At 37.6% G+C, this 23,856-nt stretch carries 18 protein-coding genes; 9 read left to right on the top strand and 9 right to left on the bottom strand.

Translation table 11 applies throughout. The features are described from left to right. The first annotated feature begins 353 nt into the window (after nucleotides 1-353). The gene (locus tag PREBIDRAFT_RS02210; RefSeq protein ID WP_004336994.1) at nucleotides 354-1,157 is read left to right on the top strand and encodes an MBL fold metallo-hydrolase; all 804 of its coding nucleotides are present in this window, start codon (nucleotides 354-356) and stop codon (nucleotides 1,155-1,157) included. Between the two features lie 64 nt (nucleotides 1,158-1,221). Here the strand turns inward: PREBIDRAFT_RS02210 and PREBIDRAFT_RS02205 are convergent, their stop codons facing one another. From PREBIDRAFT_RS02205 to PREBIDRAFT_RS02195, 3 genes are all read right to left on the bottom strand, one after another. Then, the gene (locus tag PREBIDRAFT_RS02205) at nucleotides 1,222-1,695 is read right to left on the bottom strand and encodes a hypothetical protein (protein WP_004339079.1); all 474 of its coding nucleotides are present in this window, start codon (nucleotides 1,693-1,695) and stop codon (nucleotides 1,222-1,224) included. A 172-nt stretch (nucleotides 1,696-1,867) separates the two neighbouring features. Then, nucleotides 1,868-2,407 carry an FHA domain-containing protein gene (locus PREBIDRAFT_RS02200; protein ID WP_004336993.1) on the bottom strand — a complete coding sequence of 180 codons (540 nt, stop codon included), beginning with the start codon at nucleotides 2,405-2,407 and terminating at the stop codon, nucleotides 1,868-1,870. Nucleotides 2,408-2,441: 34 nt separating this feature from the next. Then, on the bottom strand, nucleotides 2,442-3,407 hold the full coding sequence (locus PREBIDRAFT_RS02195) for an HU domain-containing protein (protein ID WP_004339078.1): 966 nt from the start codon (nucleotides 3,405-3,407) through the stop codon (nucleotides 2,442-2,444). 341 nt (nucleotides 3,408-3,748) lie between these two features. On the opposite strand from PREBIDRAFT_RS02195, the gene rfbC reads away from it, so the two are divergent. Both rfbC and PREBIDRAFT_RS02180 read left to right on the top strand, forming a co-directional pair. Beyond that, nucleotides 3,749-4,303: a dTDP-4-dehydrorhamnose 3,5-epimerase gene (rfbC, locus tag PREBIDRAFT_RS02185; protein ID WP_004336396.1), complete on the top strand. Its 555-nt coding sequence runs from the start codon at nucleotides 3,749-3,751 to the stop codon at nucleotides 4,301-4,303. Between the two features lie 89 nt (nucleotides 4,304-4,392). Next, nucleotides 4,393-5,175 carry a DUF4738 domain-containing protein gene (locus tag PREBIDRAFT_RS02180; protein ID WP_004336398.1) on the top strand — a complete coding sequence of 261 codons (783 nt, stop codon included), beginning with the start codon at nucleotides 4,393-4,395 and terminating at the stop codon, nucleotides 5,173-5,175. Nucleotides 5,176-5,472: 297 nt separating this feature from the next. Here the strand turns inward: PREBIDRAFT_RS02180 and PREBIDRAFT_RS02175 are convergent, their stop codons facing one another. Further along, nucleotides 5,473-6,741 (bottom strand): DUF3078 domain-containing protein, encoded by a 1,269-nt coding sequence (locus tag PREBIDRAFT_RS02175; RefSeq protein WP_036875433.1) that lies wholly within the window; start codon nucleotides 6,739-6,741, stop codon nucleotides 5,473-5,475. A gap of 321 nt (nucleotides 6,742-7,062) precedes the next feature. Between PREBIDRAFT_RS02175 and PREBIDRAFT_RS02170 the strand changes: the two genes are divergently transcribed. Genes PREBIDRAFT_RS02170 through PREBIDRAFT_RS02155 form a run of 4 tightly spaced genes read left to right on the top strand, consistent with a single transcriptional unit; the run spans nucleotide 7,063 to nucleotide 14,454 of the window. Further along, nucleotides 7,063-8,667: a CTP synthase gene (locus tag PREBIDRAFT_RS02170; RefSeq protein ID WP_004339076.1), complete on the top strand. Its 1,605-nt coding sequence runs from the start codon at nucleotides 7,063-7,065 to the stop codon at nucleotides 8,665-8,667. A 5-nt stretch (nucleotides 8,668-8,672) separates the two neighbouring features. Further along, nucleotides 8,673-10,598, top strand: a complete 1,926-nt coding sequence (yidC, locus tag PREBIDRAFT_RS02165; protein WP_004336404.1) for a membrane protein insertase YidC — start codon at nucleotides 8,673-8,675, stop codon at nucleotides 10,596-10,598. Nucleotides 10,599-10,617: 19 nt separating this feature from the next. Continuing rightward, on the top strand, nucleotides 10,618-12,783 hold the full coding sequence (locus tag PREBIDRAFT_RS02160; protein ID WP_004336405.1) for a S9 family peptidase: 2,166 nt from the start codon (nucleotides 10,618-10,620) through the stop codon (nucleotides 12,781-12,783). 45 nt (nucleotides 12,784-12,828) lie between these two features. After that, nucleotides 12,829-14,454 carry an MFS transporter gene (locus PREBIDRAFT_RS02155; RefSeq protein WP_004336408.1) on the top strand — a complete coding sequence of 542 codons (1,626 nt, stop codon included), beginning with the start codon at nucleotides 12,829-12,831 and terminating at the stop codon, nucleotides 14,452-14,454. Nucleotides 14,455-14,560: 106 nt separating this feature from the next. On the opposite strand, the gene PREBIDRAFT_RS02150 is transcribed toward PREBIDRAFT_RS02155, so the two are convergent. After that, nucleotides 14,561-15,121, bottom strand: coding sequence for a TFIIB-type zinc ribbon-containing protein (locus PREBIDRAFT_RS02150; RefSeq protein ID WP_004336410.1), 561 nt, complete (start codon nucleotides 15,119-15,121; stop codon nucleotides 14,561-14,563). 199 nt (nucleotides 15,122-15,320) lie between these two features. Here PREBIDRAFT_RS02150 and PREBIDRAFT_RS02145 point away from each other — a divergent pair, with 199 nt between their 5' ends. Both PREBIDRAFT_RS02145 and thrS read left to right on the top strand, forming a co-directional pair. After that, on the top strand, nucleotides 15,321-17,015 hold the full coding sequence (locus PREBIDRAFT_RS02145; protein WP_004336412.1) for a putative transporter: 1,695 nt from the start codon (nucleotides 15,321-15,323) through the stop codon (nucleotides 17,013-17,015). 206 nt (nucleotides 17,016-17,221) lie between these two features. Further along, nucleotides 17,222-19,171, top strand: coding sequence for a threonine--tRNA ligase (thrS, locus tag PREBIDRAFT_RS02140; RefSeq protein WP_004336414.1), 1,950 nt, complete (start codon nucleotides 17,222-17,224; stop codon nucleotides 19,169-19,171). 236 nt (nucleotides 19,172-19,407) lie between these two features. Here thrS and PREBIDRAFT_RS02135 read toward each other — a convergent pair whose 3' ends face one another. From PREBIDRAFT_RS02135 to PREBIDRAFT_RS02120, 4 genes are read right to left on the bottom strand one after another with little or no spacing between them, the layout of a single operon-like run. Next, a complete protein-coding gene (locus PREBIDRAFT_RS02135) occupies nucleotides 19,408-20,094 on the bottom strand; it encodes a sigma-70 family RNA polymerase sigma factor (protein ID WP_004336416.1) in 687 nt (228 codons plus the stop codon). Between the two features lie 49 nt (nucleotides 20,095-20,143). After that, entirely contained in the window at nucleotides 20,144-20,773 is a 630-nt protein-coding gene (locus tag PREBIDRAFT_RS02130; RefSeq protein WP_004336417.1) for a DedA family protein, read from the bottom strand. A gap of 27 nt (nucleotides 20,774-20,800) precedes the next feature. Next, nucleotides 20,801-22,003 carry a tetratricopeptide repeat protein gene (locus PREBIDRAFT_RS02125; protein ID WP_004336418.1) on the bottom strand — a complete coding sequence of 401 codons (1,203 nt, stop codon included), beginning with the start codon at nucleotides 22,001-22,003 and terminating at the stop codon, nucleotides 20,801-20,803. Between the two features lie 36 nt (nucleotides 22,004-22,039). Next, nucleotides 22,040-23,758, bottom strand: a complete 1,719-nt coding sequence (locus PREBIDRAFT_RS02120; protein ID WP_004336419.1) for a glutamine--tRNA ligase/YqeY domain fusion protein — start codon at nucleotides 23,756-23,758, stop codon at nucleotides 22,040-22,042. Between the last annotated feature and the right edge of the window lie 98 nt (nucleotides 23,759-23,856).

Here is a 23,856-nt window from a genome sequence, read left to right as displayed (position 1 = left end):
GGAACAAAAGTTCATCTTCTGCACCCTAAAAGGTGATATTTTGCGATGTAAACGCTTATATATTGTGAAGCGAGTTTGAATATTTTTTATATTATAATATGTTTATGTCGTACATTTGCATTATTTCAACTATGCTTTCACCACTATTTCAGTACCTAAAACGAATGACATTTTTATCAGACACCAATAATTTTGTTTAAATAGATATAAAAGCTTGCTTTCCTAATATTTGAGTTTTGGCTTTGTATAGATTTTTTCTTAATTTTGCATAATTGTAGGAGATAGCCTTACTAGATAATGTATGAATTATAATAAAAAGTAAGACGATTTCAATGGTAAATAGATAATTTTCAATGCTCAATTTTATATCTTTCGGGAGTGGTAGTAGTGGTAATTGTTATCTGCTTTATTCAGATACTGATTGCCTAATGATAGATTGTGGAGTAGGCGTACGTCTTATTAAAAAATATTTCCACATGTATGATCTTCCTTTAAAGATGGTAAGGCATATTATTTTGACCCATGATCATGCTGATCATGTAAAAGCAGTAGGTTCTATTAGTAAAGATTTAGGCATTCCTGTTTATGCCACTAGTTTAGTACATAAAGGAGTAAGTGTAAATTGGGCTGTACATAGAAAGATAGATCAAAGTCTTGCTGTTAATATAGAGAAACAGGAAACGCTACAAATAGGAGAATTTACCGTAACTCCTTTTAATGTTCCACACGATAGTACTGACTGTGTAGGCTATAGCATAGAGTATGGTAATATAACTTTTGTGCTAGTAACTGATTGTGGAGAGACTACTGATGAAATTCGATCCTACATAAGTAAGGCAAACTATCTAGTGTTAGAAGCCAATCATGAACCAGAGAAATTGCTGGCTGGACCTTATCCTCTACATCTAAAGGAACGTATTCTAGGTGCTACTGGGCATCTTAGTAATGAGGACTGTGCTAAAGCTATTGTTAGTGCTGCATCCCCCAATCTTAAACATGTTTGGCTTTGCCATTTAAGTGATGAGAATAATCACCCAGAACTTGCTCGCAAAACGATAGAAAATATTTTGCGTTCTAATGGAATAGTACCGAATGTTGATTTTGCTTTGGATATATTAAAAAGAAAAACTCCTAGCGAAATTCAAAAACTTATGTAATCAACCGAGCTATAGGTAAAAAATAAAGCCTTAATTCCGCCAACGGGTGTTCTCTAGTAAAGTTTTAATAGCTTTTTATTATTTCGTCATGTTTCAAGCGTTCTTTCTTATTGAGTCCTTTGGACTTATTAAAAAGAGAAAATAAGTCAAAGCTAAAACCAGCTTTAGGTGTGTAATAATACTTATTGTCTTGCATAGCCCGTTGTATGTTTAATATAATTCGCTTTCTTTTACCCCAAATAATAACTTCGTCTAGGCTATTAAGTTTCGGTAAAAGTTCTGTTGTATCGTTTATTTCATAGTTGTTGAGTGTAAGACTTACAAAATTGCCTTTTACAAAGGTGGCACTCTTAAAGGTTTGCTTTATTTCGTAATGTCCAGTATAATCGGTTACAGCTACTTGACCATTGTTGGTATATACTTTTACTTCTCTTATAGGCATACCCGTTTCCATAGAGAGGACAATACCTCTTCGTTGTGAAAAAATGGGCAATGCTATAGAGCATAATATTAGTGTGATAAAAAAGTCCTTTACCATATAAATTTATCTAATTTATCAAGCAAAGGTAATAGAATAGCCCAACTAACGCAAAAAGATTATTACGAGTTAAGCGGAATTAAACTTTTTTTTGTAGGACTCTTTCTTTTGAGAATTAAAACGTTAGAGGGAGGGAGAAAGGTACTAATAAAGCTACTTTATAGACCCAGCCTTAATTCTCATTTTTTTCAGGTGCTTGCAAAATAATGCTTGTTGCGCCCAAAGTGAAAAGCGTACCATATTCTATTACGCGCTTTTCTCTATCACCAAGAATGTCGTTGCCTACAAAGGTTCCTGTATAAGAGGGACCATCTTGAAGCACATATTTTAATTTGCCTTTTTTGTCGCGGGAAATAGTGAGCGAGCAATGGGTGAGGTCTACACTAGGATCTACTGTTTCTATAGGACAATTAATAGGGTTTCCCTTTTGGTAACGTCCCAATACGTTTTTACCCATGTGTAGAGGAATAATCTGCTTGTAGTGGAAGTCGTTTTCAATCACTAGGAGCGAACCGTATTTGCTGGTATCTTCGTCAATGTTTGGTGTTTCAGCCTCTTCTTTTTGTGTCTTTCTTAATTTAGAAACACCAATGCGAATGCCAAATTCCTTTCCACATTCAGGGCATTGGAATACTAGTCGTTGTCCCGACGTATATTTAGTTTCATTAAAAGTAATAAAATTATCGCATTTGGGGCATCTAACGCGCTTCATAAAATAAGGGGTATTGTTAAGGATTTTTCCTTAGTTATTTGTTAATTTCAATTACCCAAGCATCCTTAAAATACTTATTGGTCTTTAATGTATTCAAGTGCTTGAATGCTTCTTCTTGACTTTTAAAATTGCCATAAAGCACTTTAATGCTTCCTGTTCCTTCATATACTCTTGCTCCCTCAAAGCCTGCCTCATTAATATCTTTAGCAAAGGCAATGGCATTATTTTCTGTAATATGGCTTGCAAGTACTAACGACCAATAGTGATTGGTGGTAGTTTTGTTAGGAATGGGACTTGCTACTGGCTTAGTTTGTGGTGTGGGTAATGATTTGTTGGAATCGAAAAAATTATAAAGAACCCCACTTTTAACAGGTTCTTCTGTTATCCCCGACTTGTTGTGTAACGGCAAAGCTACTACTAAAGCCGCAGTAAATAGTACAGCAGCAACAGCTACATTGCGGATAGCTTTTAAGCTTACACTCACACGTTTGTTATTAGGATCGTTAACATCCAAATAGATTATTTTACGTGTTTCTAGTGCTTCTGAAACTTTTTCCTTTTCTTCCTGTTTTTCAGATTTTGCTTTGAGCGTAAAATCGAAACTATTAAGTGCATAATAGCGTGGGGTAAGAATACCACTTTCAAGTGGTTCAAACTCAAGTTTATGTTCAGATGTTAGGCGGAGCTTACCAAGATCGTTTAGCTCTATAATGCCTTCATTGTTTAGCGTACGGTGTATAGCTTCAACTTCCTCTTCAATTTGACGCATAGCCTCAGGGAAAGCTATGTCGTAAGCCTCTACAAATGATTGGGCTAAGAGAGAATCGTTCACCTTTAACTGTGGGTTAAAGCCAAGCGTTCTGTATGGAGGTAGAAACAAACATTCTGTCTCATCATATTTTGCTGTAATATGATGAGCTACGAAGCCACCAAGTCCTGGAACAATTACACAATCATTCTCTAGGAGGAGGATCTCTATATGTCTGTCAATTCTGCTCACGTTTGCAAAATTATATAAATTCTTTTGAAGTAGCAAACCGTAAATACTAAATTCTTGTAGATTGTTATTAATTCTTTTCTTTCGTTTATTTTATCATTATTTATTTTTATCTTTGTAGAAGATAGGCTGCACTCGGCAAATAGTAAGCAAGCTTCCTTTGCTCTCGTTTGCGCTATCTTTGTAGAAGATAGGCTGCACTCGGCAAATAGTAAGCAAGCTTTCTTTGCTCTCGTTTGCGCTATCTTTGTAGAAGATAGGCTGCACTCGGCAAATAGTAAGCAAGCTTCCTTTGCTCTCGTTTGCGCTATCTCTGTAGAGGGACATAAAATTAAAAAACTAATATGGAATTTAAAGAAAGTACTATTAAAGGTGTTTGGGTGATTGAACCAAAGATTTTTAAAGATGATAGAGGTTATTTCTTCGAGTCGTTCAGACAGGATGAGTTTGATAGAAATGTGGGTTACCACGTTGAGTTTATCCAAGATAACGAGTCGAAGTCTAGCTATGGAGTACTCCGCGGTTTGCATTATCAGCAAGGTGAGTTCTCACAAGCTAAGCTTGTACGTGTCATCAAGGGCAAAGTAATTGATGTTGCTGTTGACCTTCGTCGATCATCGCTTACCTATGGAAAATATGTTGCTGTAGAGCTATCTGATGAGAATAAACGCCAATTTTTTATTCCACGTGGCTTTGCTCATGGCTTCCTCGTTTTGTCGGATGAAGCCATTTTTACCTATAAGGTTGATAATATTTATGCGCCACAGAGCGAGGCTAGTGTGCGTTGGAACGATGAAACGATAGGTATTGATTGGCCTATTGATCCTAAAGATGTAGTGCTTTCGGAAAAAGATCTTACCAAAGGCTTGAGCCTTGCCGAGGCTTATAGCTTTGAATAAAGAAAAAACTAGTCTAAGCTATACATTGGTAGTGAGCGACTAACAAATTTGAGTGAAGTGGATTTTCTTCTTATTCTCTTTAGCTAAGTATGTGTAAATATTTTCTTTTAATTGTTTTTGTGGTATTAGGCTTTACGGCTTGTCATCGTAATGTGTCTTCTCTTGATGAGCAAGACGTGCAGGCTAAACAGTTATTGCAAGGTGTTTGGGTTGATGATGAAGGAACTAATCCTGTTATATTGGTGTGTGGGGATAGTATCTTCTTTCCCGATTCGGCTAGTATGCCTGTAAAGTTTTGGATAACACGAGATAGTCTTTATTTGCAAGGAAAACATCTTAATAGTTATAAGATTGTTAAACAAACTCCTCATTTCTTTGCTTTCCAAAATCAGAATGGCGATGAACTTTCTGTTTCAAAAAGTGGGGATAAGTCGCTGAAAAAGGCTTTTTCTTATCATGTTTTTGCGATGAATACCTTTGATGAGCAAAATATAGATACGATAGCCAATACTGATTTAGGGTATTACCGTAGTTTGATACATGTAGAAACGACTTCTGATAAGATAATAAAATCGGTATACAATGATAGTGGACTAGAAGTGGATAACCTTTATTTAGATAATGTGGCTTCACTAGTTATAAAATCTAGAGATGTGCCTGTGTATGTTCATGATTTTCGTAAAGCAGAATTTGCCGCTTTCATTCCGAAAACTTTTATAAACGATTGTATTCTCCGAAAATTCTATTTCACCCATGCTGATAAGCATGCACTCTATTACGAAGCTGTAATTGGAGTTCCAGATGCTTATACTACCTATGTGGTAGAGGTGCGAATAATGCCCGATGGAACTGTTACTAAGCGTCTTAAATAGGGGAGGGAGATATTTGTAAGTAGAAGAAAAACAAAGGGTTAAATAATAATAGGTCATCTTTTTTATTGTAAAAGATGACCTATTTTGTTGAAAAAGCTTATGTTTCGTTTATATTTTTAATTTATTTTTTGGATAAAAATAAATTAAACTTGATATAAAAATAAATTATTTTTGTCTTTAATCGTTGATGTTTTGTTGCGTGAAAGATAATCTTTTACCAATAGAAAGGTGATATATAGCAATGTAAAGCAATGTTGTATTCAACTATATCTAAGGATACAGTCTGAAAAAACACTTTTAGAAGCTATATTGAAACCCTACTGAAGCATACTCTTTTATTTGCCAGAAACCGTAATGGTCATCGTGTGCTACACCATCGTCAAAGCGTGGATAAATAAAAAGTTGGGTAGAGATGTATTTATTAAATTTGAAAGAGAAGATATTTTCCCATTCTAATTCTGCACGTGAGTAGGTGGTGTAACCGTATAGACGGGTGCGCCATGACAGCATCTCTAAAAGTTTCCATTCTAGTTGTAAGGTAAATTCTGAACCAAAATCGTGTAAGCTATGCTTTCCTTCTTTGATGCCAAGGCGTGAAGAAAGGTCGAGTAGGCGTGTATACTTCAAATTATATGCTAGCGGAGCAAGATGTATATTGCCTTTTAGCTTATGGTTGAGCCAATCGACAGAGTAGTTCATACCGACCGATAAGTTTAGATTGAATGGTGCTAGGAAGTCGGCATATATCTTTGGATCATTAGCTTTATAAGAGCGAGAAAATTGTGTGTTGGCAATAAGCTGAACCGAATAGTACCAATGCTTGGTTGCTTGCAATCCAAATTTTGAAGTAAGACGGATGAGATCATCTGTCGATTTAAAGCTATGTAAAGAGTCAGAGCGTGAACTTTGAATGCCAAAGCGCATCTCTAGCATATTATCCCACTTTATTTTTTGCTTATTATTATAGTTGGCTTGCATAATAACCGATCCAAGTGCAGCATAATTGCTTTCGCCCCCTTGAAACCAATTGCCTGAGACAAAATTCTGCATCATCTGTAAAGAATAATCGCCTTTAAAAGTCCAAAAGTTTGGCTTTGTTATCATTACTTTTACAGGAGCTGTTGCAGGTTCGGGAGTTTTCTCTTTCACCTTTTTTACTAAGTCAGCATCGTGATGAATAGGAACTTTAATATCTTCTATTTCTGTTATGTCGTTGGCTAGGTCTTTAGAGGAATAGCCTACAAGAGAAGGGTGCTGTAAATAAATATTTAGTAGTGTTTTGTCAAAGCTAGATAGGGTCGTATTTGGTGCGAAAGCATTATGAATAATGTCGTGATAATATGTTGTTGGCATAAAGAGTCGCACTTCCTTATTCTTCTTAGTGTTAGGAGAAAGGGTGAAGCTACTAGTATTGAAGATACTATCTTTTGTTATTCGAAGCGAGTCGAGATAATACTGATAAACATCTTTTGGTGCGCTCTTAGTAGAAATAGGGTGGACTGTTTGCGCAAAACCATTGGCAAACAATAGAATAGAAAATATTAATGCTGTGAGAAAACGCTTCATGAATGCTAGAATTGTTTGATAGAAGTAAGGCTTTAAATAAGCCTTTGTTTGCAAAATTACAATACTTTTTTGAGGTAAACGATAGAAATAGGCGAATAAATTGCAGTTGTTTTTATTTGTGGGCGAATGGAGATAAGTTGGTTTTAAAGATAGCATTACAAAAAATCTCTCTAAATTATCGTTTTTATGGTGTTTTATCCTGCTTTTAATTAAGAAAAATAACGATAGAAAACAATTAATACATAGATTTTTGTATCTTTGCACTTTAGTTTAGGATTATTGTGTCCTTATACTTATAAAACTATAAAAAAAATATCTATCGTGGCTGATACAAAGTACATTTTCGTGACAGGTGGCGTTGTTTCTTCATTAGGAAAAGGAATTATCTCGTCGTCAATTGGTAAGCTTCTTCAAGCAAGAGGTTATAACATTACCATTCAAAAGTTTGATCCATATATTAACATTGACCCAGGAACCCTAAATCCTTACGAGCATGGAGAGTGTTACGTAACTGTTGATGGTATGGAGACCGATCTCGACCTAGGTCACTATGAAAGATTTACTGATATAAAGACTACCAAGGCTAACTCTATGACTACGGGACGTATTTATAAAAGCGTCATAGATAAAGAGCGTCGTGGAGACTATCTAGGTAAGACTATTCAGGTAGTGCCTCACATCACAGATGAAATTAAACGTAATATCAAGATGTTAGGGCAGAAAAATCACTATGACTTTGTTATCACAGAAATAGGTGGTACTATTGGTGATATTGAGTCGGCTCCTTTCTTAGAGGCTATTCGCCAAATGAAATGGGATCTTGGTAAGCGTGCTATTAATCTGCATTTAACATATATTCCTTATCTTAAAGCTGCAGGAGAATTAAAGACTAAACCTACCCAGCATAGTGTGAAAGAATTGCAAAGTGTCGGTATTCAGCCAGACATTCTCATTCTTCGTACAGAGCAACATCTTGAAGACTCACTTCGTAAGAAAGTAGCAGCTTTCTGTAACGTTGACTTTGATTGCGTAGTGCAGAGCGAAGATCTTCCAAGTATTTATGATGTACCTTTGAATATGTTGCAACAGGGGCTTGATGTGGCAATATTGCGTAAGTGTGGTGAGCCTATTGGAGAAACACCAGAACTAGGTCCTTGGAGAGCTTTTGTAGATCGTCGTCGTAAAGCAACGGAAGAGGTACATATAGGCTTAGTAGGTAAATATGATTTACAAGATGCTTATAAGAGTATTCGTGAGGGCTTGTTGCAGGCAGGTACTTATAATGATCATAAAACAGTGCTTACCTTTATCAACTCGGAGGAACTTACGGAAGCTAATGTCGCAGAAAAAATGAAGGGACAAGATGGTATTATTATTTGTCCTGGATTTGGTCAGCGAGGAATAGAAGGTAAGCTCGTAGCAGCCCACTATACACGTACACATGATATTCCAACCTTTGGTATTTGCCTAGGTATGCAAATGATGGTTATAGAGTTTGCTCGCAATGTGTTAGGCTATAAAGATGCCAATTCACGTGAAATGGATGAGAAGACTCCACACAATGTTATTGATATTATGGAGGAACAAAAAACCATTACTAGTATGGGTGGTACAATGCGTCTTGGTGCCTACGAATGTGTTTTGAAACAAGGCTCTCACACCTTTAATATATATAAGCAAGAATACATTCAAGAACGCCACCGCCATCGTTATGAGTTTAATAGCGATTATATCAAGGAATATGAACGTAACGGTATGGCTTGTGTGGGTAAAAACCCTGAAAGTGAATTGATAGAAATCGTGGAAATACCTGGATTGAAATGGTATATAGGAACACAGTTCCACCCAGAATACCAATCAACAGTATTAAATCCACACCCACTATTCGTTGATTTTGTTAAAACTGCAATTGAAAATAAGAAATAAAAATAATGGATAAAAATACGATTACTGGCTTCGTCCTAATGGCATTAGTGCTATTTGGATTTGCTTGGTGGCAACAGCCTTCAAAAGAACAGCTTGCTCAACAAAGAAAACAATTCGTTGCCGATTCTATCGCTGCTGCCAAAAAAGTACAGAATGAGAAAATGGCAAGTTTGAAAGCAGAGCAAGCTAAACAGGCTGCTATTGCAGATACTACTACTCTTTTCTATACAGCTCTTAATGGTCAGGCGCAAGATATTGTATTAAAGAACGACAAGGTAGCTCTTACTCTAAATACAAAGGGTGGTGTAGTAAGAAAAGCTATTATCAATAACTATGTAGGGCATAATATTGCTGTTAAGGATGGATCGAAAGATCAGAAATATGTTACTCTTTTTGATGGCAAGGATCAAAGCCTTAACTTTGCTTTGGCAGCAAAACAGAGTAATATAGAGACAAAGGATCTTTATTTTACTCCTAGCAATCAAACAGATTCTACTGTTACACTTACAGCAAATGCTGGTCAAGGTAAAGCATTAATACTTACTTATACATTGGGTAAGGATTACTTGCTACACCTTAGTGTGCAAGCACAAGGTATGGAAGGTTTGTTTAATCCTACTAACAATCAGTTAGAAGTGGAGTGGGCTGATAAGGTGCGTCAACAGGAGCGTGGCTTTTCTTTTGAAAACCGATATGCTACGCTTACTTATAAAAAGACGGAAGGAAGCACTGATTACCTAAATGAGAGTTCGGAGAAAGAGCAAATTACAGAAGAAGCAACAGATTGGGTTGCTTTCAAAAATCAGTTTTTCTCGGCTGTAATGATCTCAAAGGATAACTTTTCCACAGGTGCAAAGCTAAAGAGTGTACCTCAAGATAAAAATTCTGGTTACTTAAAGCAGTATGAGGCAAATCTAAAGACTAACTTCGATCCTAGTGGTAAGAAGCCTTCTGAATTTGAATTCTTTTTTGGACCTAATGACTTCCGACTTCTCCAAGCTATAGAAAGTCAAAGTACTTTTGGTAAAGACCTTGAGATGCAGCGTTTGGTTTATTTAGGTTGGCCATTGTTCCGCATTATTAACCGTTGGTTTACTATTTATGTATTCGATTGGTTGAGCAAGTTGTTCCCAATGGGTATTGTGCTTATATTGATTACACTATTGCTAAAGGCACTTACTTACCCAATGGTGAAGAAGAGCTATATGAGCTCGGCTAAGATGCGTGTTTTGAAACCAAAACTTGATGAGGCAACTAAGCAATATAATAAGCCTGAGGATCAGATGAAGAAGCAACAGGCTATGATGCAAATGTATTCAGAGTATGGCGTAAGTCCGTTGTCGGGTTGCTTGCCTATGTTAATACAAATGCCTATTTGGATTGCTATGTTCAACTTTGTGCCAAATGCTATACAGTTGCGTGGCGAAAGTTTCTTATGGATGAAGGATTTGAGTACATTCGACCCAATCTTTGAGTGGAATCATAGTCTATGGATGATAGGTGACCATATTTCATTAACATGTATCCTCTTCTGTGCAGCTAACTTGTTGTATTCTTGGTTTACTATGCAGCAGCAAAAAGATCAGATGGTAGGATCACAAGGCGATCAGATGAAGATGATGCAATATATGATGTTAGGTATGCCATTGTTCTTCTTCTTTGTGTTCAATGATTACTCTTCAGGTTTGAACTTCTACTATTTCGTTTCATTGTTCTTCTCGGCTGCCATTATGTGGGGACTCCGTAAAACAACAAATGAAGAGAAATTACTTGCTTACCTAGAGGAAAGAAGAAAAGAAAACAAAAATAATCCTAAGAAAAAAACGAGTGGATTGGCTGCGCGTATGCAAGCTTTACAAGAGCTTCAGGCACAAAAGCAAGAAGAGATAAAGCGCCACCAAGAAGAGCTCAATAGAAAAAAAAGAAACTAATCTAACACTTTTCTATATTATGAACAAAGGACTTGTAATCGCTATGACTGCAGCTTTATTAACAGGAAGCACTGCAGTTGATGCACAAGATGTAAACATTGGAAAGAGTAACATTGTTCTTTCTAGTGACGTTATGACGCCTGAAGCCTTGTGGGCAATGGGCAGAATAGCTAGTGTTAAACCTTCGCCAGATGGCAAGAATATTGTCTATCAGGTGGGATACTATAGCGTTAAGGAGAATAAGGGACACCAAGTTCTTCGAGTTATGGATGCTACAGGTAAGAACGATCGCTTACTTACTACCTCAGCAAAGAGTGAAAGCGATCCTATTTGGTTGGATAATAATACAATAGCTTATCTTAGTGGTGGTCAGTTGTGGACAATGAATGCTAATGGAGGCAATCGTAAGCAACTGACTCATTCTGATTTGGACATCGAAGGTTTCAAATTTTCACCTAATAAAAAGCAGGTGGTGCTAATTAAGAGTATTCCTTATTATGGCACAATTGCAAAAAATCCAGACGATCTTGATAAGACTACGGGGTTGTTAATTAATGATATGAACTATCGCCATTGGGATCATTACGTACAAACGAATACACATCCATTCCTTGCAGAGGTAACTGCTGCTGGTGTAAGCGAAGGGGTTGATATAATGGAAGGTGAACCATTTGAAAGTCCTGTAGCACCATTTGGTGGTATTGAGCAGATTGATTGGAGCAAGGATTCTAAGAAAATCGCCTATACTTCGCGAAAGAAGGAAGGAGTTCAGTATGCTATATCTACAGATACAGACATCTATCTATATGACATAGCTAGTAAAACAACTATCAACCTTTGCAAGCCTGCTGGCTATCAAGAGCCAAAGATAGATGCAACAAAGAGTATGCGTAACCAAGAAGTAAATCATCAAGCTGGTGATATGCAAGTGGGATATGATGTTAATCCTCAATTTTCGCCAGACGGCAAGTATATTGCTTGGCAGAGCATGAAGAACAACGGCTATGAGAGCGATCGTAATCGTCTGTGTGTAATGGATATTGCTACTGGTAAAAAGACTTACGTTACAGAAAAGTTCGACTCTAATGTAGATGGTTTTATATGGGCAGCAAACTCTAAGGATCTATACTTTATAGGTTGTTGGCACGCATGTATTAACATTTATCAGACTAATTTGAAGGGTGATATTAAGCAGTTAACAGAAGGTCAACACGACTATGCAAGCATCGACCTCTTAGGGAGTACAGGAAAGCAATTAGTGGCTCTACGTCATAGCATGTCGGCTCCTAATGATATCTTTATTGTAACCCCTTCAAAGAAAGAGAAGGCTAGCACACAAACACAGATTAGCTTTGAGAATAAACAAATCTTTGATCAGCTCGCACTTGCTAATGTAACCGATCGTTGGGTGAAAACAACCGATGGTAAAGATATGCAAGTTTGGATTATCACTCCTCCTCATTTTGATCCTAATAAGAAGTATCCTACCTTATTATATTGTGAAGGTGGGCCACAGAGTCCTGTTTCACAGTTCTGGAGTTTCCGATGGAATTTCCAAATGATGGCTGCTAACGGCTATGTTATTGTAGCTCCAAACCGTCGTGGTTTACCAGGATATGGTAGTCAATGGAATGAACAAATTAGTAGTGATTGGACGGGTCAATGTATGAATGACTATCTTTCTGCTATTGATGATGCTGTAGCTAATCTGCCATACGTTGATAAAGATCGTCTTGGTGCTGTAGGAGCTTCGTTCGGAGGGTTTTCTGTATATTATCTTGCTGGTCATCACAACAAGCGCTTTAAGTGTTTTATCTCGCATGATGGTGCTTTCAATTTGGAGAGTATGTACACGGATACAGAAGAAGCTTGGTTCAGTAATTGGGAATATGATGACGCATACTGGAATAAGGATCGTACTGCTGCAGCACGAAAAACTTACGAGAATAGTCCTCACCTAAATGTTGATAAATGGGATACTCCTATCCTTTGTATTCATGGTGAGAAGGATTACCGTATTAATGCAACACAAGGTATGGGTGCCTTTAATGCTGCTCGTCTTCGTGGTATTCCTGCTCAGTTGTTACTATTCCCAGATGAAAACCACTGGGTATTGAAGCCACAGAATGGTATTCTATGGCAGCGTACTTTCAAAAACTGGCTTGATCAGTGGCTGAAAAAATAAAAATGGGCATTTAATAATTTAATTCTGAAATTAAAATATAAAAATATGTCAGATCAAATCCAAAAAACAACACTTAGAGATTCTGCTGGTGTACGTTGGACAGCTTTGCTTCTCTTGGCACTTGCTATGTTCTGCGCTTACATTTTTGTCGATATCTTGTCGCCTATTAAAGACCTTATGGAGAGCCAACGTGGTTGGAGTTCTAAGGCTTTTGGAACTATGCAAGGTTCGGAAACCTTCCTAAATGTGTTTGTGTTCTTCCTAATCTTTGCCGGTATTATTCTTGATAAAATGGGTGTACGCTTTACTGCATTGCTCTCTGGTTTAGTAATGCTTTGTGGCGCATGTATTAAGTATTATGCTATTAGCGAAAGTTTTAAAGGTACAGGGCTAGATATTTGGTTTACAAATAATTTGAACCATATTCCCATTTTTGAGCAACTTGGTGTTTCTCCATTCTATGATGGTATGCCATCTTCTGCTAAAGTAGCTTCTATAGGCTTTATGCTTTTTGGTTGTGGTACAGAAATGGCAGGTATTACAGTCTCTCGTGGTATCGTAAAGTGGTTTAAAGGTCGTGAGATGGCATTGGCTATGGGTTCTGAAATGGCACTTGCTCGTCTAGGTGTTGCAACTTGTATGATCTTTTCTCCTTTCTTTGCTAAGTTTGGTGGAAGTATTGATGTTTCTCGCTCGGTTGCATTTGGTGTAGTGCTTATTTGTATTGCTGTAATGATGTTTGTTGTCTATTTCTTTATGGATAAGAAACTAGATAGCCAAACAGGAGAAGCAGAAGAGCAGGACGATCCATTTAAGCTTAGTGATCTTGGTAAGATTTTAAGTTCAATGGGCTTTTGGTTGGTATCATTACTTTGTGTGCTTTATTACTCTGCTATCTTCCCATTCCAAAAGTATGCTGTAAACATGTTGCAGTGTAACTTGACTTTCGAGCCTGTGCCAAGTACTTCTTTTTGGGCTTCGAGTACGGTTACATTTGTGCAATATGGTTTGATGTTGGTAATAGCTGCAACTGCTTTCATGTTCAATTTCATGAAAAATAAGGGCGTTAAGTATGGTGTTTTATGTATTTCTATTTGCTCTTTGTTAGCTTATTGTTACATGGGTTATATGCGCCAGTCTGCTGAAACTATTTTTGCTGTATTCCCACTGCTTGCAGTAGGTATTACTCCTATTCTCGGTAGCTATGTGGATCATAAGGGTAAGGCTGCTTCTATGCTTGTTTTAGGTTCTATTCTTTTGATAGCATGTCATCTCACATTTGCTTTTGTTCTTCCAATGCTCAAAGGTAATGATGTTGGTGGTGTGATGGTTGCTTACCTCACAATCCTTGTTCTAGGCGCATCATTCTCTCTAGTACCAGCATCACTATGGCCATCAGTACCAAAGCTTGTAGATGCTAAGATTATTGGATCAGCATACGCTTTGATCTTTTGGATTCAAAATATCGGCTTATGGTTGTTCCCATTGTTAATTGGTAATGTTCTTGATGCAACCAACCGTGGTATTACTGATCCTACAAAACTCAATTACACAGCACCTCTATTGATGTTAGCAGGTCTTGGTGTGGCAGCTTTGGTTATAGGGTTATTCTTAAAGGTAGTAGATAAGAAAAAGCATCTTGGTCTTGAAGAACCAAATATCAAAGAATAGGGTACATTTCTTATACATTATATAATAAAGGGTATTTCCAAGATAGGAAATACCCTTTATTCATTAATATGTGATAGGTGCATTTTTGCCTGATACTAGATGGGATCTATAGCATATTTCTTAATTCAATATAGTGCTTAAATACCCATGAATGTCCTTCTGCAAATAACTTTGTTAACTCGGCAAAAGCCAATAAGCATACAATAGTTAGAGCAATGAAAGCAAAACTAGCGCCAAAGAATATCCAGAGATCGCCATCTTTATACTTTTCTTGAAATTTAATTAACCGAGAAGACGATTTGGCTACAAATTTACTAGTATAGTTTGTTGCATTCTTTAGGATTGATCCTGTATGTACTGATGTAGAAGGGATATGTTGAGGTGCCTCTAATAGCTTACTACGCATCTCTAAAAGAGCTTCTTTAGATGGTGTATGAAGTAGTTTGCTTTCTACTTGTGGCATATCTTTTATCTGTCGCTTAGTAATGGGCGAAGCCACAGATAAGGGAATGACCTCCCTTGCTGTTGTGTGAAGAGGGGTTGGTTCTTCAAAATTACATAACAAGATAGTGCCACAATATGGACATCGAAACTTGTTCTTGCCATATTTATCGGTTTCTGCAGCAAATGTTTTACCGCAATTTGAACATTTTATTTTATACTTCATTGCAAACACAAAAGTATAAAAAAATATGCAAATCAAGATAAATCAAGAATAAAATATATATTTAGCTAGCGTAGTGTAACCCACACATAGCAATCATATAGATCAAGTTTTAAATTATAAATATGATGAAAAAAGCATTTTATTTCTTTCTTTAAATTATCTTTTAATGTGTAACTTTGTACCACTTTAATATACAATTATGGACTGGTTAATAAATTTATTTACTAATGAAGAAAGCATAGCGCATATCGTATTGCTCTATTCAATTGTTATTGCCGCTGGTATTTATCTCGGAAAGATAAAGGTTGGTGGTATTTCTTTGGGAGTAACCTTTGTATTGTTTGCTGGCATTGTTGCGGGGCATGTTGGTTTTACAGGACCACTTTCCACACTAACATTCCTTCAAGATTTTGGGCTTATCCTCTTTGTCTTTATGATTGGTTTGCAAGTAGGACCAGGTTTTTTTGAGAGTTTTGGTAAAGGTGGTATCAAGTTGAATGCTTTATCAGCAGTAGCTATCTTATTGAACATTCTTGTTATGTTTGGCTGCTACTACATCTTCTTCGATACTAGCAACCCCAATAACCTGCCAATGATGGTGGGTACGCTCTATGGTGCTGTTACTAATACGCCTGGTCTTGGTGCTGCAAAAGAAGCTTTAAGCAGTGTGTTTACCACTACTCACAATTTTGATATTGCCTCAGGTTATGCTTGTGCATATCCTCTTGGTGTAGTAGGTATCATCAGTGCAACCTTGGCAATTAAGTATATATGTAGGGTTGACTTAGATGATGAGAATAAAAAGCTTTTAGCTGAAGAAGGTGAGAGCCCTGATGCAAAGCCTCGTATTATGTATTTGAAGGTATCGAATGCTTATATAGCAGGACGTACTATGGAGGAAATTACCCAATTCCTTAATCGAGATATGGTGTGTACGCGTATTATGCACAATGGTGAAATCACAGTTCCTACACGTAATACTAACTTTGAAGAAGGTGATGAAATTCTTGTTGTTTGTGCCGAAATGGATGCTTCTGCTATTCAAGCCTTTATAGGACCAGAAATAGAAGTAAACTGGCATGAGGAAAAGCAGCAGCAACGTCTCATTAGTAAGCAAATTCTCGTTACTCGTGGGGCTATGAATGGTAAGATGCTAGGTAAAATACCTTTTAATGCAGTTTATGGTGTTAATATTACACGAATTACTCGTCAAGGAATGGAATTATTTGCGTCAAGTAGCCATATCTTTAATGTAGGCGATCGGATTACTGTGGTTGGTACAGAAGAAAATGTAGCACGTGTAGCTGAAATGGTCGGTAATTCTGAAAAAGTACTAAATCATCCAAACCTTGCTACTATCTTCATTGGTATTATGGTGGGCTTGCTTTTTGGTAGTCTTCCACTTGCAATTCCAGGAATGCCTGTACCTTTGAAGCTTGGATTGGCTGGCGGCCCATTGATTATTGCTATTTTTATTGGTCGTTTTGGCTATCGTATGCATTTGGTTACTTATACAACAACATCTGCTAATATGATGCTTCGTGAATTTGGCTTGGCTCTGTTTCTTGCTTCTGTGGGCATTAAAGCTGGTCATGGCTTTTGGGATACAGTAGTACAAGGTGATGGCTTGAAGTATGTTTATACAGGCTTCTTAATCACAATTATTCCAATATTGATTATAGGAACTATTGCACGAAAGAAATACAAGTTCAACTACTTTACCATTATGGGTATGCTAGCAGGTACTTATACAGACCCACCAGCACTTGCTTATGCCAATTCTGTATGTACAGGAGAAGCTCCAGCAATTGGTTATTCTACAGTATATCCTTTGAGTATGTTCCTGCGTATTCTTACAGCACAGTTAGTTGTTTTGTTCTTCTGTGGAGCCTAGCTACTAAGATAAATAAATATTTAATATCATATTTTAGCCCAGTTACATAAAGTAGCTGGGCTTTTTAATAGACTTAATCCAATATTTATTCTATGTATTAAAGCGGTAATACTAAAAAAATATTCATAAATAATAAAATAGTTATGTATTAACATTTTATATTAGTAACTTTGCGGTAACTTTGATTTATAAAACTAATTTGTAGTATGGTTAAAATCACATTTCCTGACGGATCTGTTCGCGAATACGAACAGGGAGTCACTGGTTATCAAATCGCCGAGAGCATATCACCGGCTCTCGCTCGCAACGTTGTATCTTGCGGTGTAAATGGTGTTACAACAGAGTTGAATCGTCCTATTAATGAAGATGCTACAATAGCTCTTTATCGTTTTGAGGACGAAGAAGGTAAGCATAGTTTCTGGCATTCATCTGCTCACTTATTAGCAGAGGCTTTGAAAGAGCTTTATCCTGGCATTCAGTTTGGTTTCGGTCCAGCTATAGAAAATGGATTCTTTTATGATGTTCAGACAGCCGATGGAACTCCAATTTCAGAAAACGATTTTCCAAAGATTGAGGCAAAAATGCTAGAACTAGCAAAGAAAGATAGTCCTATTATTCGCCGAGAGGTGCCAAAAGCTGAAGCTATAAAGGAATTTACTGCTGATGGTCAGACATATAAGGTGGAACATATAGACCAAGACTTGGAAGATGGTACTATCTCTACCTATTCTCAAGGCAACTTCACTGACCTTTGTCGCGGTCCTCACTTGGTTTCAACAGGTATAATTAAAGCTGTAAAATTGACTAGTGTAGCAGGTGCTTTTTGGCGCGGTGATGCTAAGAATGATCAGCTAACACGTATTTATGGTATTACTTTCCCAAAGAAAAAGATGCTTGATGAATACCTCGTTATGTTGGAGGAGGCTAAGAAGCGCGATCACCGTAAAATTGGTAAGGAGATGGAATTGTTTATGTTCTCTGATCGTGTGGGTAAAGGTTTGCCTATTTGGTTACCAAAGGGCACCCAGCTCCGTCTACGTCTTCAAGACTTGTTGCGTAAGCTTTTGAAGCCATATAACTACCAAGAAGTTATTACTCCAGGTATTGGTAGTAAGAACCTTTATGTAACTTCTGGACACTATGCCCACTATGGTAAGGATGCTTTCCAACCTATACAGACTCCTGAGGAAGATGAAGAATATATGTTGAAGCCTATGAACTGTCCTCACCACTGTGAAATTTATGCACACAAACCACGTTCTTACAAGGATCTTCCTTTGCGTATAGCTGAGTTTGGAACAGTATACCGTTATGAAAAGAGCGGTGAGTTGCATGGATTAACACGTGTTCGTAACTTTACTCAGGACGATGCACATATCTTCGTTCGCCCAGATCAGGTAAAAGCAGAATTCGAAAATAATATTGATATCATCTTAAAGGTATTCAAGACTTTTGGTTTCGAAAACTATGAAGCACAGATTTCTTTGCGTGACCCTGAGGATAAGGAGAAATATATTGGTGAGGACGATGTTTGGAATGAAAGTGAGCAAGCTATTAAGGAAGCATGTGCAGAGAAGGGCTTAAAGGCAACTGTTGAGCTTGGCGAAGCTGCATTCTATGGTCCTAAGCTTGATTTCATGGTAAAAGATGCTATCGGACGTCGTTGGCAGTTGGGTACTATACAGGTAGATTACAATCTTCCACAGCGTTTCCACTTAGAATATACAGCAGAAGATAATACCAAGAAAACTCCAGTGATGGTTCATCGTGCACCTTTCGGTTCTATGGAGCGTTTTACAGCTGTATTGATAGAGCATACTGCTGGTCATTTCCCATTGTGGTTGACCCCAGATCAGGTGGCTATTCTTCCTATTTCTGAGAAGTATAACGACTATGCACGTGAAGTAATGCAGAAACTTGACACTGCTGGTGTTCGCGCCTTAATTGATGATCGTAATGAAAAAATTGGGCGTAAGATCCGTGATAACGAGTTAAAGCGTATTCCTTATATGGTTGTTGTAGGTGAGAAAGAAGCTGCTGAAGGTCTTGTTGCTATGCGTAAGCAGGGTGGTGGCGAACAGTCTACTATGACTATTCAGCAATTTATTGATCGTGTCAATGCAGAAGTTGCAGAGCAGTTGAAAGAAATCAATTAATTTTAAACAGGTAGTTGAAACTTGAATGTTTTCAACTTGTTTATATCAAAGAAAGGATTAAGACTAGCGCCTATTAGTCTTAATCCTTTTTTTAGATAAAGGGTAACTTGGCTACCACTCCACTCGTACCCATTTGTTGAACTTTATACAAAGGAAGTATAAGATTTCTGATTTGACATTTTCACAGCTTACTGAGCAATTCATCACTGACTTCCAATAAAATACTTTATAGGTATTTACTTTAAGTTTCGATGTAACTTACGTAGCGCAGTATTGCGAATTTGGCGAATACGCTCTCGTTTTAAACCTAATGTTTCAGCAACTTCTGCCATTGTGAAGTGAACACCATCAAGTCCATATAGTTGGGTAATAACCGCTGTTTCTCGCTCATTTAGGAATTTCATACTTTGTTTGAGCGCAGTATTGAGCATATTGGTAGTTACGTCATCATCAGTGTTTGCAGTATCACCATTTACTATGACATTTTGCAAGGTAAAGTTGTTGTTACTTCCTACAGGTACTGGTTGATCAAGCGAGATTGCTTTTGCACGTTTCTGTTCAAATCTGTTTTTCTCGTTTTTGGGAACCTTATACAAAGCTGTTTGTTCCTTTATAGCATCTTCCATTGCTTTCCGAATGTAAGAAGCAGCAAAGTTGACAAAGCGCACTCCTTTTGTTCCATCAAACTTTTGTGCAGCATACATCATGCCGATGTTACCTTCGCTTATGAGGTCGTTTTCATCTAAGCCTTGCTCTTTATATTGATGCGCAATAGAGACTACAAAGGTAAGATTTGCCTTTGTCAACTTTTCTAAAGCTTTAGCATCGCCTACCTTTATGCGGTCGGCAAGTTGGCGTTCTTCCTCATTGGTAAGTATGGTTTCGCCAATAATATTTTCTATATATTTTTTGTTTACTGCCATTTTTTCTATTGCTTATTTATAGTTTCTGTTTAGAGCTTTCAATAATGATTTACTTAGACTTATTACGCTTGATAAACCATTTTACGGTAACATATAGGATGGCAATGATAGCTAAAGCAAGTATTGCTATCTTGATATATTCTCCATATTCATTGATTTCATCATTCAACTGGTTTTCTGGTACAAAGCTATGAAGATAGTACCCTAATCCTGCCAAGATACTATGCCATGCGGTAGCTCCAATTATTGTGTAGAGCAAAAACTTCCAATAGGACATCTTAGCCAATCCTGCAGGAATAGAAATAAGGTGGCGTATGCCAGGAATCAGTCTGCCAGTGATTGTAGCAACCATACCATGATCGTCGAAATATTTTTCACTCTTTTCTACTTTAGCTTGGTTTAAGAGACAAGCGTGCCCCCATTTACTATTAGCAAACTTATAGATAATAGGTCGACCTAAATAGTACCCTGCAATGTAATTGATGCTAGCTCCAACGGCTGCTCCTAATGTTGAGAACAAGATAACAAGCCAAACGTTAAGGTTGCCACCTGCGGCATGATAGGCTGCCGGTGTTACAACAAGTTCTGACGGCACAGGAATAACGGTACTCTCTAATAACATCAGCAGAAAGATGTACCCATAGTTAAGTTGTGAAAGTAATGAAGATATAAAACCCATAATAATGTTCTGATATTTGTTATTTGATTAAATAAACTCTAAGAGAGGGGTAGTGGGATAATCCTTAGGCTCTGTTCCTTCGGGGAAGAGATCACCTAGCAAATCAGTACTTTCCTCTGGATTACGCTCCACAGCAATGGCAAGATATTTCTTAAATTCATCTTCTTTCATCAGCTCATAGCAGCAGCGTGCCAAATAGCCATAGCCTAGCTTCCATTTTTCTTCGCAATTGCCAATGATCGTTTTGAGAATATCATAAGCATAGCTTGTATATCCATTTTCGAATGTTGAAATAGCAATGTGTATCAGAGTTGTAGGCTTATCCTCTGAAATCATATAGCCATGTTCAAAGTATTCCTTAGCTTTCTCGTCGTCTTCCATTGATAGAAGAATATGTCCAATAGTAATATCTACCGAACTCGTGTCGCCAAAGGGAACGAGTTCCTTATAGCGAAGATAATATTTCAACGCTTCTTCATAATTATTCAGAGCGAAGAGAGCTGTAGCTTTATTGAGAATAGCATCATCATCTTCAGGATTAATGGCGATGGCATATTCGCTAGAAGTTACTGCACCATTATAATCTTTGTGAAGTATTTGACTTTGTGCAAGCTCATTCCAATATTCGCTAGCGTAGGGATTGTTATCAAGCAAGTGATTATATATATCCTCGCTTTCCTCGTATTTGCCCTCCTCTTTTAGTAGTCTTGCATTGGTCTCTTTATAGTAATCGGTGTCTTTTTTCATAACCTTATCTAGCCATCTTTTTGCAAGTTCTGGCTTAGAATAGTCAAGAAAGAAGCTAGCAACCTCTGTGGCATACTCGTCCCTTTCAGCGTTGTCGGAGAGCTGGCTGTAATGTTCGTTGATAAAAGCATTAGCCTCACTAGCTTTGTCTTGATATAAAAGAGTCTCTGCCATGAGGTATATATACTCCATATCGTTAGTATCTTCTACTTCTTCTGCCAAGTTTTGGGCAGCTTTAAGATTGTGATTATGAAAGAGTTCCACCCTTGCTTTTAAAACAATAGGTGCTACAGCACCAGGGAAGATGTTGATAGTATAGTTGAGGGTATCCATCATTTCCTTCATCATCCCTTTGTAATGATAATATTCCGCAATATCGGTAAGCTCCTCTGCATCGAGGAACCCACCGATATTACCTTGTTGCAATTCTTCGTATGTATTCAGAATTGCTTTGAACTTTTCTGTTTGATAGTATTTGTTCAAACTATCTCCTTATTTATTTTAAATCGAAATTGTTATTTATCCTTTAGCTTGCTTAGCCCAAGTATCTTTCAAACCTACGGTCTTATTGAATATAAGATGGTCGGAAGTGGTGTCAGGATCGAGCATAAAGTAGCCAATACGTTGGAACTGTAGGTAATCGCCTGGCTTTTTTTCTGCCAAGTATTTCTCTACATATACCTCGTTGTTTATCTTTAAACTTTCTGGATTTAGCAACTCTAAGAAGTCGCGTTCATCAGCAGAAGGATTTTCTACATTGAATAAACGATCATATTCTCTTACCTCTGCCTTTAAGCAGTGGTCAGCACTTACCCAGTGAAGTGTACCTTTTACCTTACGGTTAGCACCCTCCATACCACTCTTACTGTTGGCATCATATTCAGCTTGTATCTCTATAATATTACCTTCAGCATCCTTGGTGCATCCTGTACACATCACGATATAGGCATTCTTTAAGCGCACTTCCTTTCCTGGAGCCATACGGAAAAACTTCTTAGGAGCATCTTCCATAAAGTCATCGCGCTCTATCCATAGGTTCTTTGAGAAGGTAATAGTGTGCTTTGCGCTATTCTCATCTTCAGGATTATCAATAGCTTCCATTTCTTCTGTTTGACCTTCTGGGTAGTTAGTGATAACAAGTTTGACAGGGTTGACTACAGCGCTTACACGTGTTGCACGCTTATTAAGGTCTTCACGAACAGATGCTTCGAGCAATGCTACATCGTTCAACGCATCAAATTTTGTGTAACCAATAGCGTCGATGAAGCCACGAACACTCTCTGGAGAGTAACCTCTACGGCGCATACCACAGATAGTAGGCATACGAGGATCGTCCCAGCCATTTACGAAATGTTCATCAACTAGCTGATGCAACTTACGCTTTGACATCACGGTGTAGGTAAGGTTTAAGCGGTTAAACTCTATTTGTCGTGGGCGGTTATCATCTAATGGGGTATCGCTTCCATCCATTTCCTTCAAGAAGTCTACAAACTTATCGTAGAGTGGGCGGTGAGGAACAAACTCAAGTGTACAGATAGAGTGGGTTACTCCTTCAAAATAGTCGCTTTGTCCATGGGCAAAGTCATACATAGGATAAGCGTTCCACTTGGTTCCCGTTCTGTGATGAGGTATGTGAATGATGCGATACATAATAGGATCGCGGAAGTGCATGTTAGGGTTTGCCATATCTAGCTTTGCACGTAAGACCATACTTCCTTCAACAGCTTCAGGAGTATTCATTTGTTCAAACAAAGCCAAACTTTCTTCAATAGGGCGATCACGGTAAGGTGATGGAGTTCCAGCAGTAGTAGGAGTACCCTTTTGAGCTGCTATTTCTTCAGCACTTTGTTCGTCAATGTAAGCTAGTCCCTTCTTAATCATCCATACGGCAAAGTCCCATAGCTTCTCAAAATAGTCGGAAGCATAGTAAATATTGCCCCATTTAAAGCCCAACCAGCTAATATCATTCAAGATATTCTCTACGTATTCATTATTTTCCTTGCTAGGATTTGTGTCGTCAAAACGAAGATTACAAATACCATTATAGTGTTCAGCTACACCGAAGTCCATACAGATAGCTTTCGCATGACCGATGTGTAGATAGCCATTTGGTTCTGGTGGAAAACGTGTTTGAATGCGTCCTCCGTTCTTACCTTTTGCCAAATCCTCTTCTACGAGCTGTTCAACGAAGCTCAAGCTGCGCTTCTCTTCATTAGTGTTGCTTTCTGTTGTTGTCATCTTATTTATTCAATCTTTATTTTCTTTATGATGCAAAGATACTTAAAAAACTTGTTATGTTCTACCATTTATATGATTTTTGTGTATATTTGTACTAT

The organism is Prevotella bivia DSM 20514, assembly GCF_000262545.1.
Classification (GTDB): domain Bacteria; phylum Bacteroidota; class Bacteroidia; order Bacteroidales; family Bacteroidaceae; genus Prevotella; species Prevotella bivia.
The sequence above is the reverse complement of the archived record's forward strand: the minus strand, read 5'-3'. Positions and strand labels throughout refer to the sequence as shown.

Excerpts from the sequence above, each read along its gene's own strand:
- PREBIDRAFT_RS02210 (WP_004336994.1), top strand. The coding sequence starts at position 354 with ATGCTCAATTTTATATCTTTCGGGAGTGGTAGTAGTGGTAATTGTTAT.
- PREBIDRAFT_RS02205 (WP_004339079.1), bottom strand. The coding sequence starts at position 1,695 with ATGGTAAAGGACTTTTTTATCACACTAATATTATGCTCTATAGCATTG.
- PREBIDRAFT_RS02200 (WP_004336993.1), bottom strand. The coding sequence starts at position 2,407 with ATGAAGCGCGTTAGATGCCCCAAATGCGATAATTTTATTACTTTTAAT.
- rfbC (WP_004336396.1), top strand. The coding sequence starts at position 3,749 with ATGGAATTTAAAGAAAGTACTATTAAAGGTGTTTGGGTGATTGAACCA.
- PREBIDRAFT_RS02180 (WP_004336398.1), top strand. The coding sequence starts at position 4,393 with ATGTGTAAATATTTTCTTTTAATTGTTTTTGTGGTATTAGGCTTTACG.
- PREBIDRAFT_RS02175 (WP_036875433.1), bottom strand. The coding sequence starts at position 6,741 with ATGAAGCGTTTTCTCACAGCATTAATATTTTCTATTCTATTGTTTGCC.
- yidC (WP_004336404.1), top strand. The coding sequence starts at position 8,673 with ATGGATAAAAATACGATTACTGGCTTCGTCCTAATGGCATTAGTGCTA.
- PREBIDRAFT_RS02160 (WP_004336405.1), top strand. The coding sequence starts at position 10,618 with ATGAACAAAGGACTTGTAATCGCTATGACTGCAGCTTTATTAACAGGA.
- PREBIDRAFT_RS02155 (WP_004336408.1), top strand. The coding sequence starts at position 12,829 with ATGTCAGATCAAATCCAAAAAACAACACTTAGAGATTCTGCTGGTGTA.
- PREBIDRAFT_RS02150 (WP_004336410.1), bottom strand. The coding sequence starts at position 15,121 with ATGAAGTATAAAATAAAATGTTCAAATTGCGGTAAAACATTTGCTGCA.
- PREBIDRAFT_RS02145 (WP_004336412.1), top strand. The coding sequence starts at position 15,321 with ATGGACTGGTTAATAAATTTATTTACTAATGAAGAAAGCATAGCGCAT.
- thrS (WP_004336414.1), top strand. The coding sequence starts at position 17,222 with ATGGTTAAAATCACATTTCCTGACGGATCTGTTCGCGAATACGAACAG.
- PREBIDRAFT_RS02135 (WP_004336416.1), bottom strand. The coding sequence starts at position 20,094 with ATGGCAGTAAACAAAAAATATATAGAAAATATTATTGGCGAAACCATA.
- PREBIDRAFT_RS02130 (WP_004336417.1), bottom strand. The coding sequence starts at position 20,773 with ATGGGTTTTATATCTTCATTACTTTCACAACTTAACTATGGGTACATC.
- PREBIDRAFT_RS02120 (WP_004336419.1), bottom strand. The coding sequence starts at position 23,758 with ATGACAACAACAGAAAGCAACACTAATGAAGAGAAGCGCAGCTTGAGC.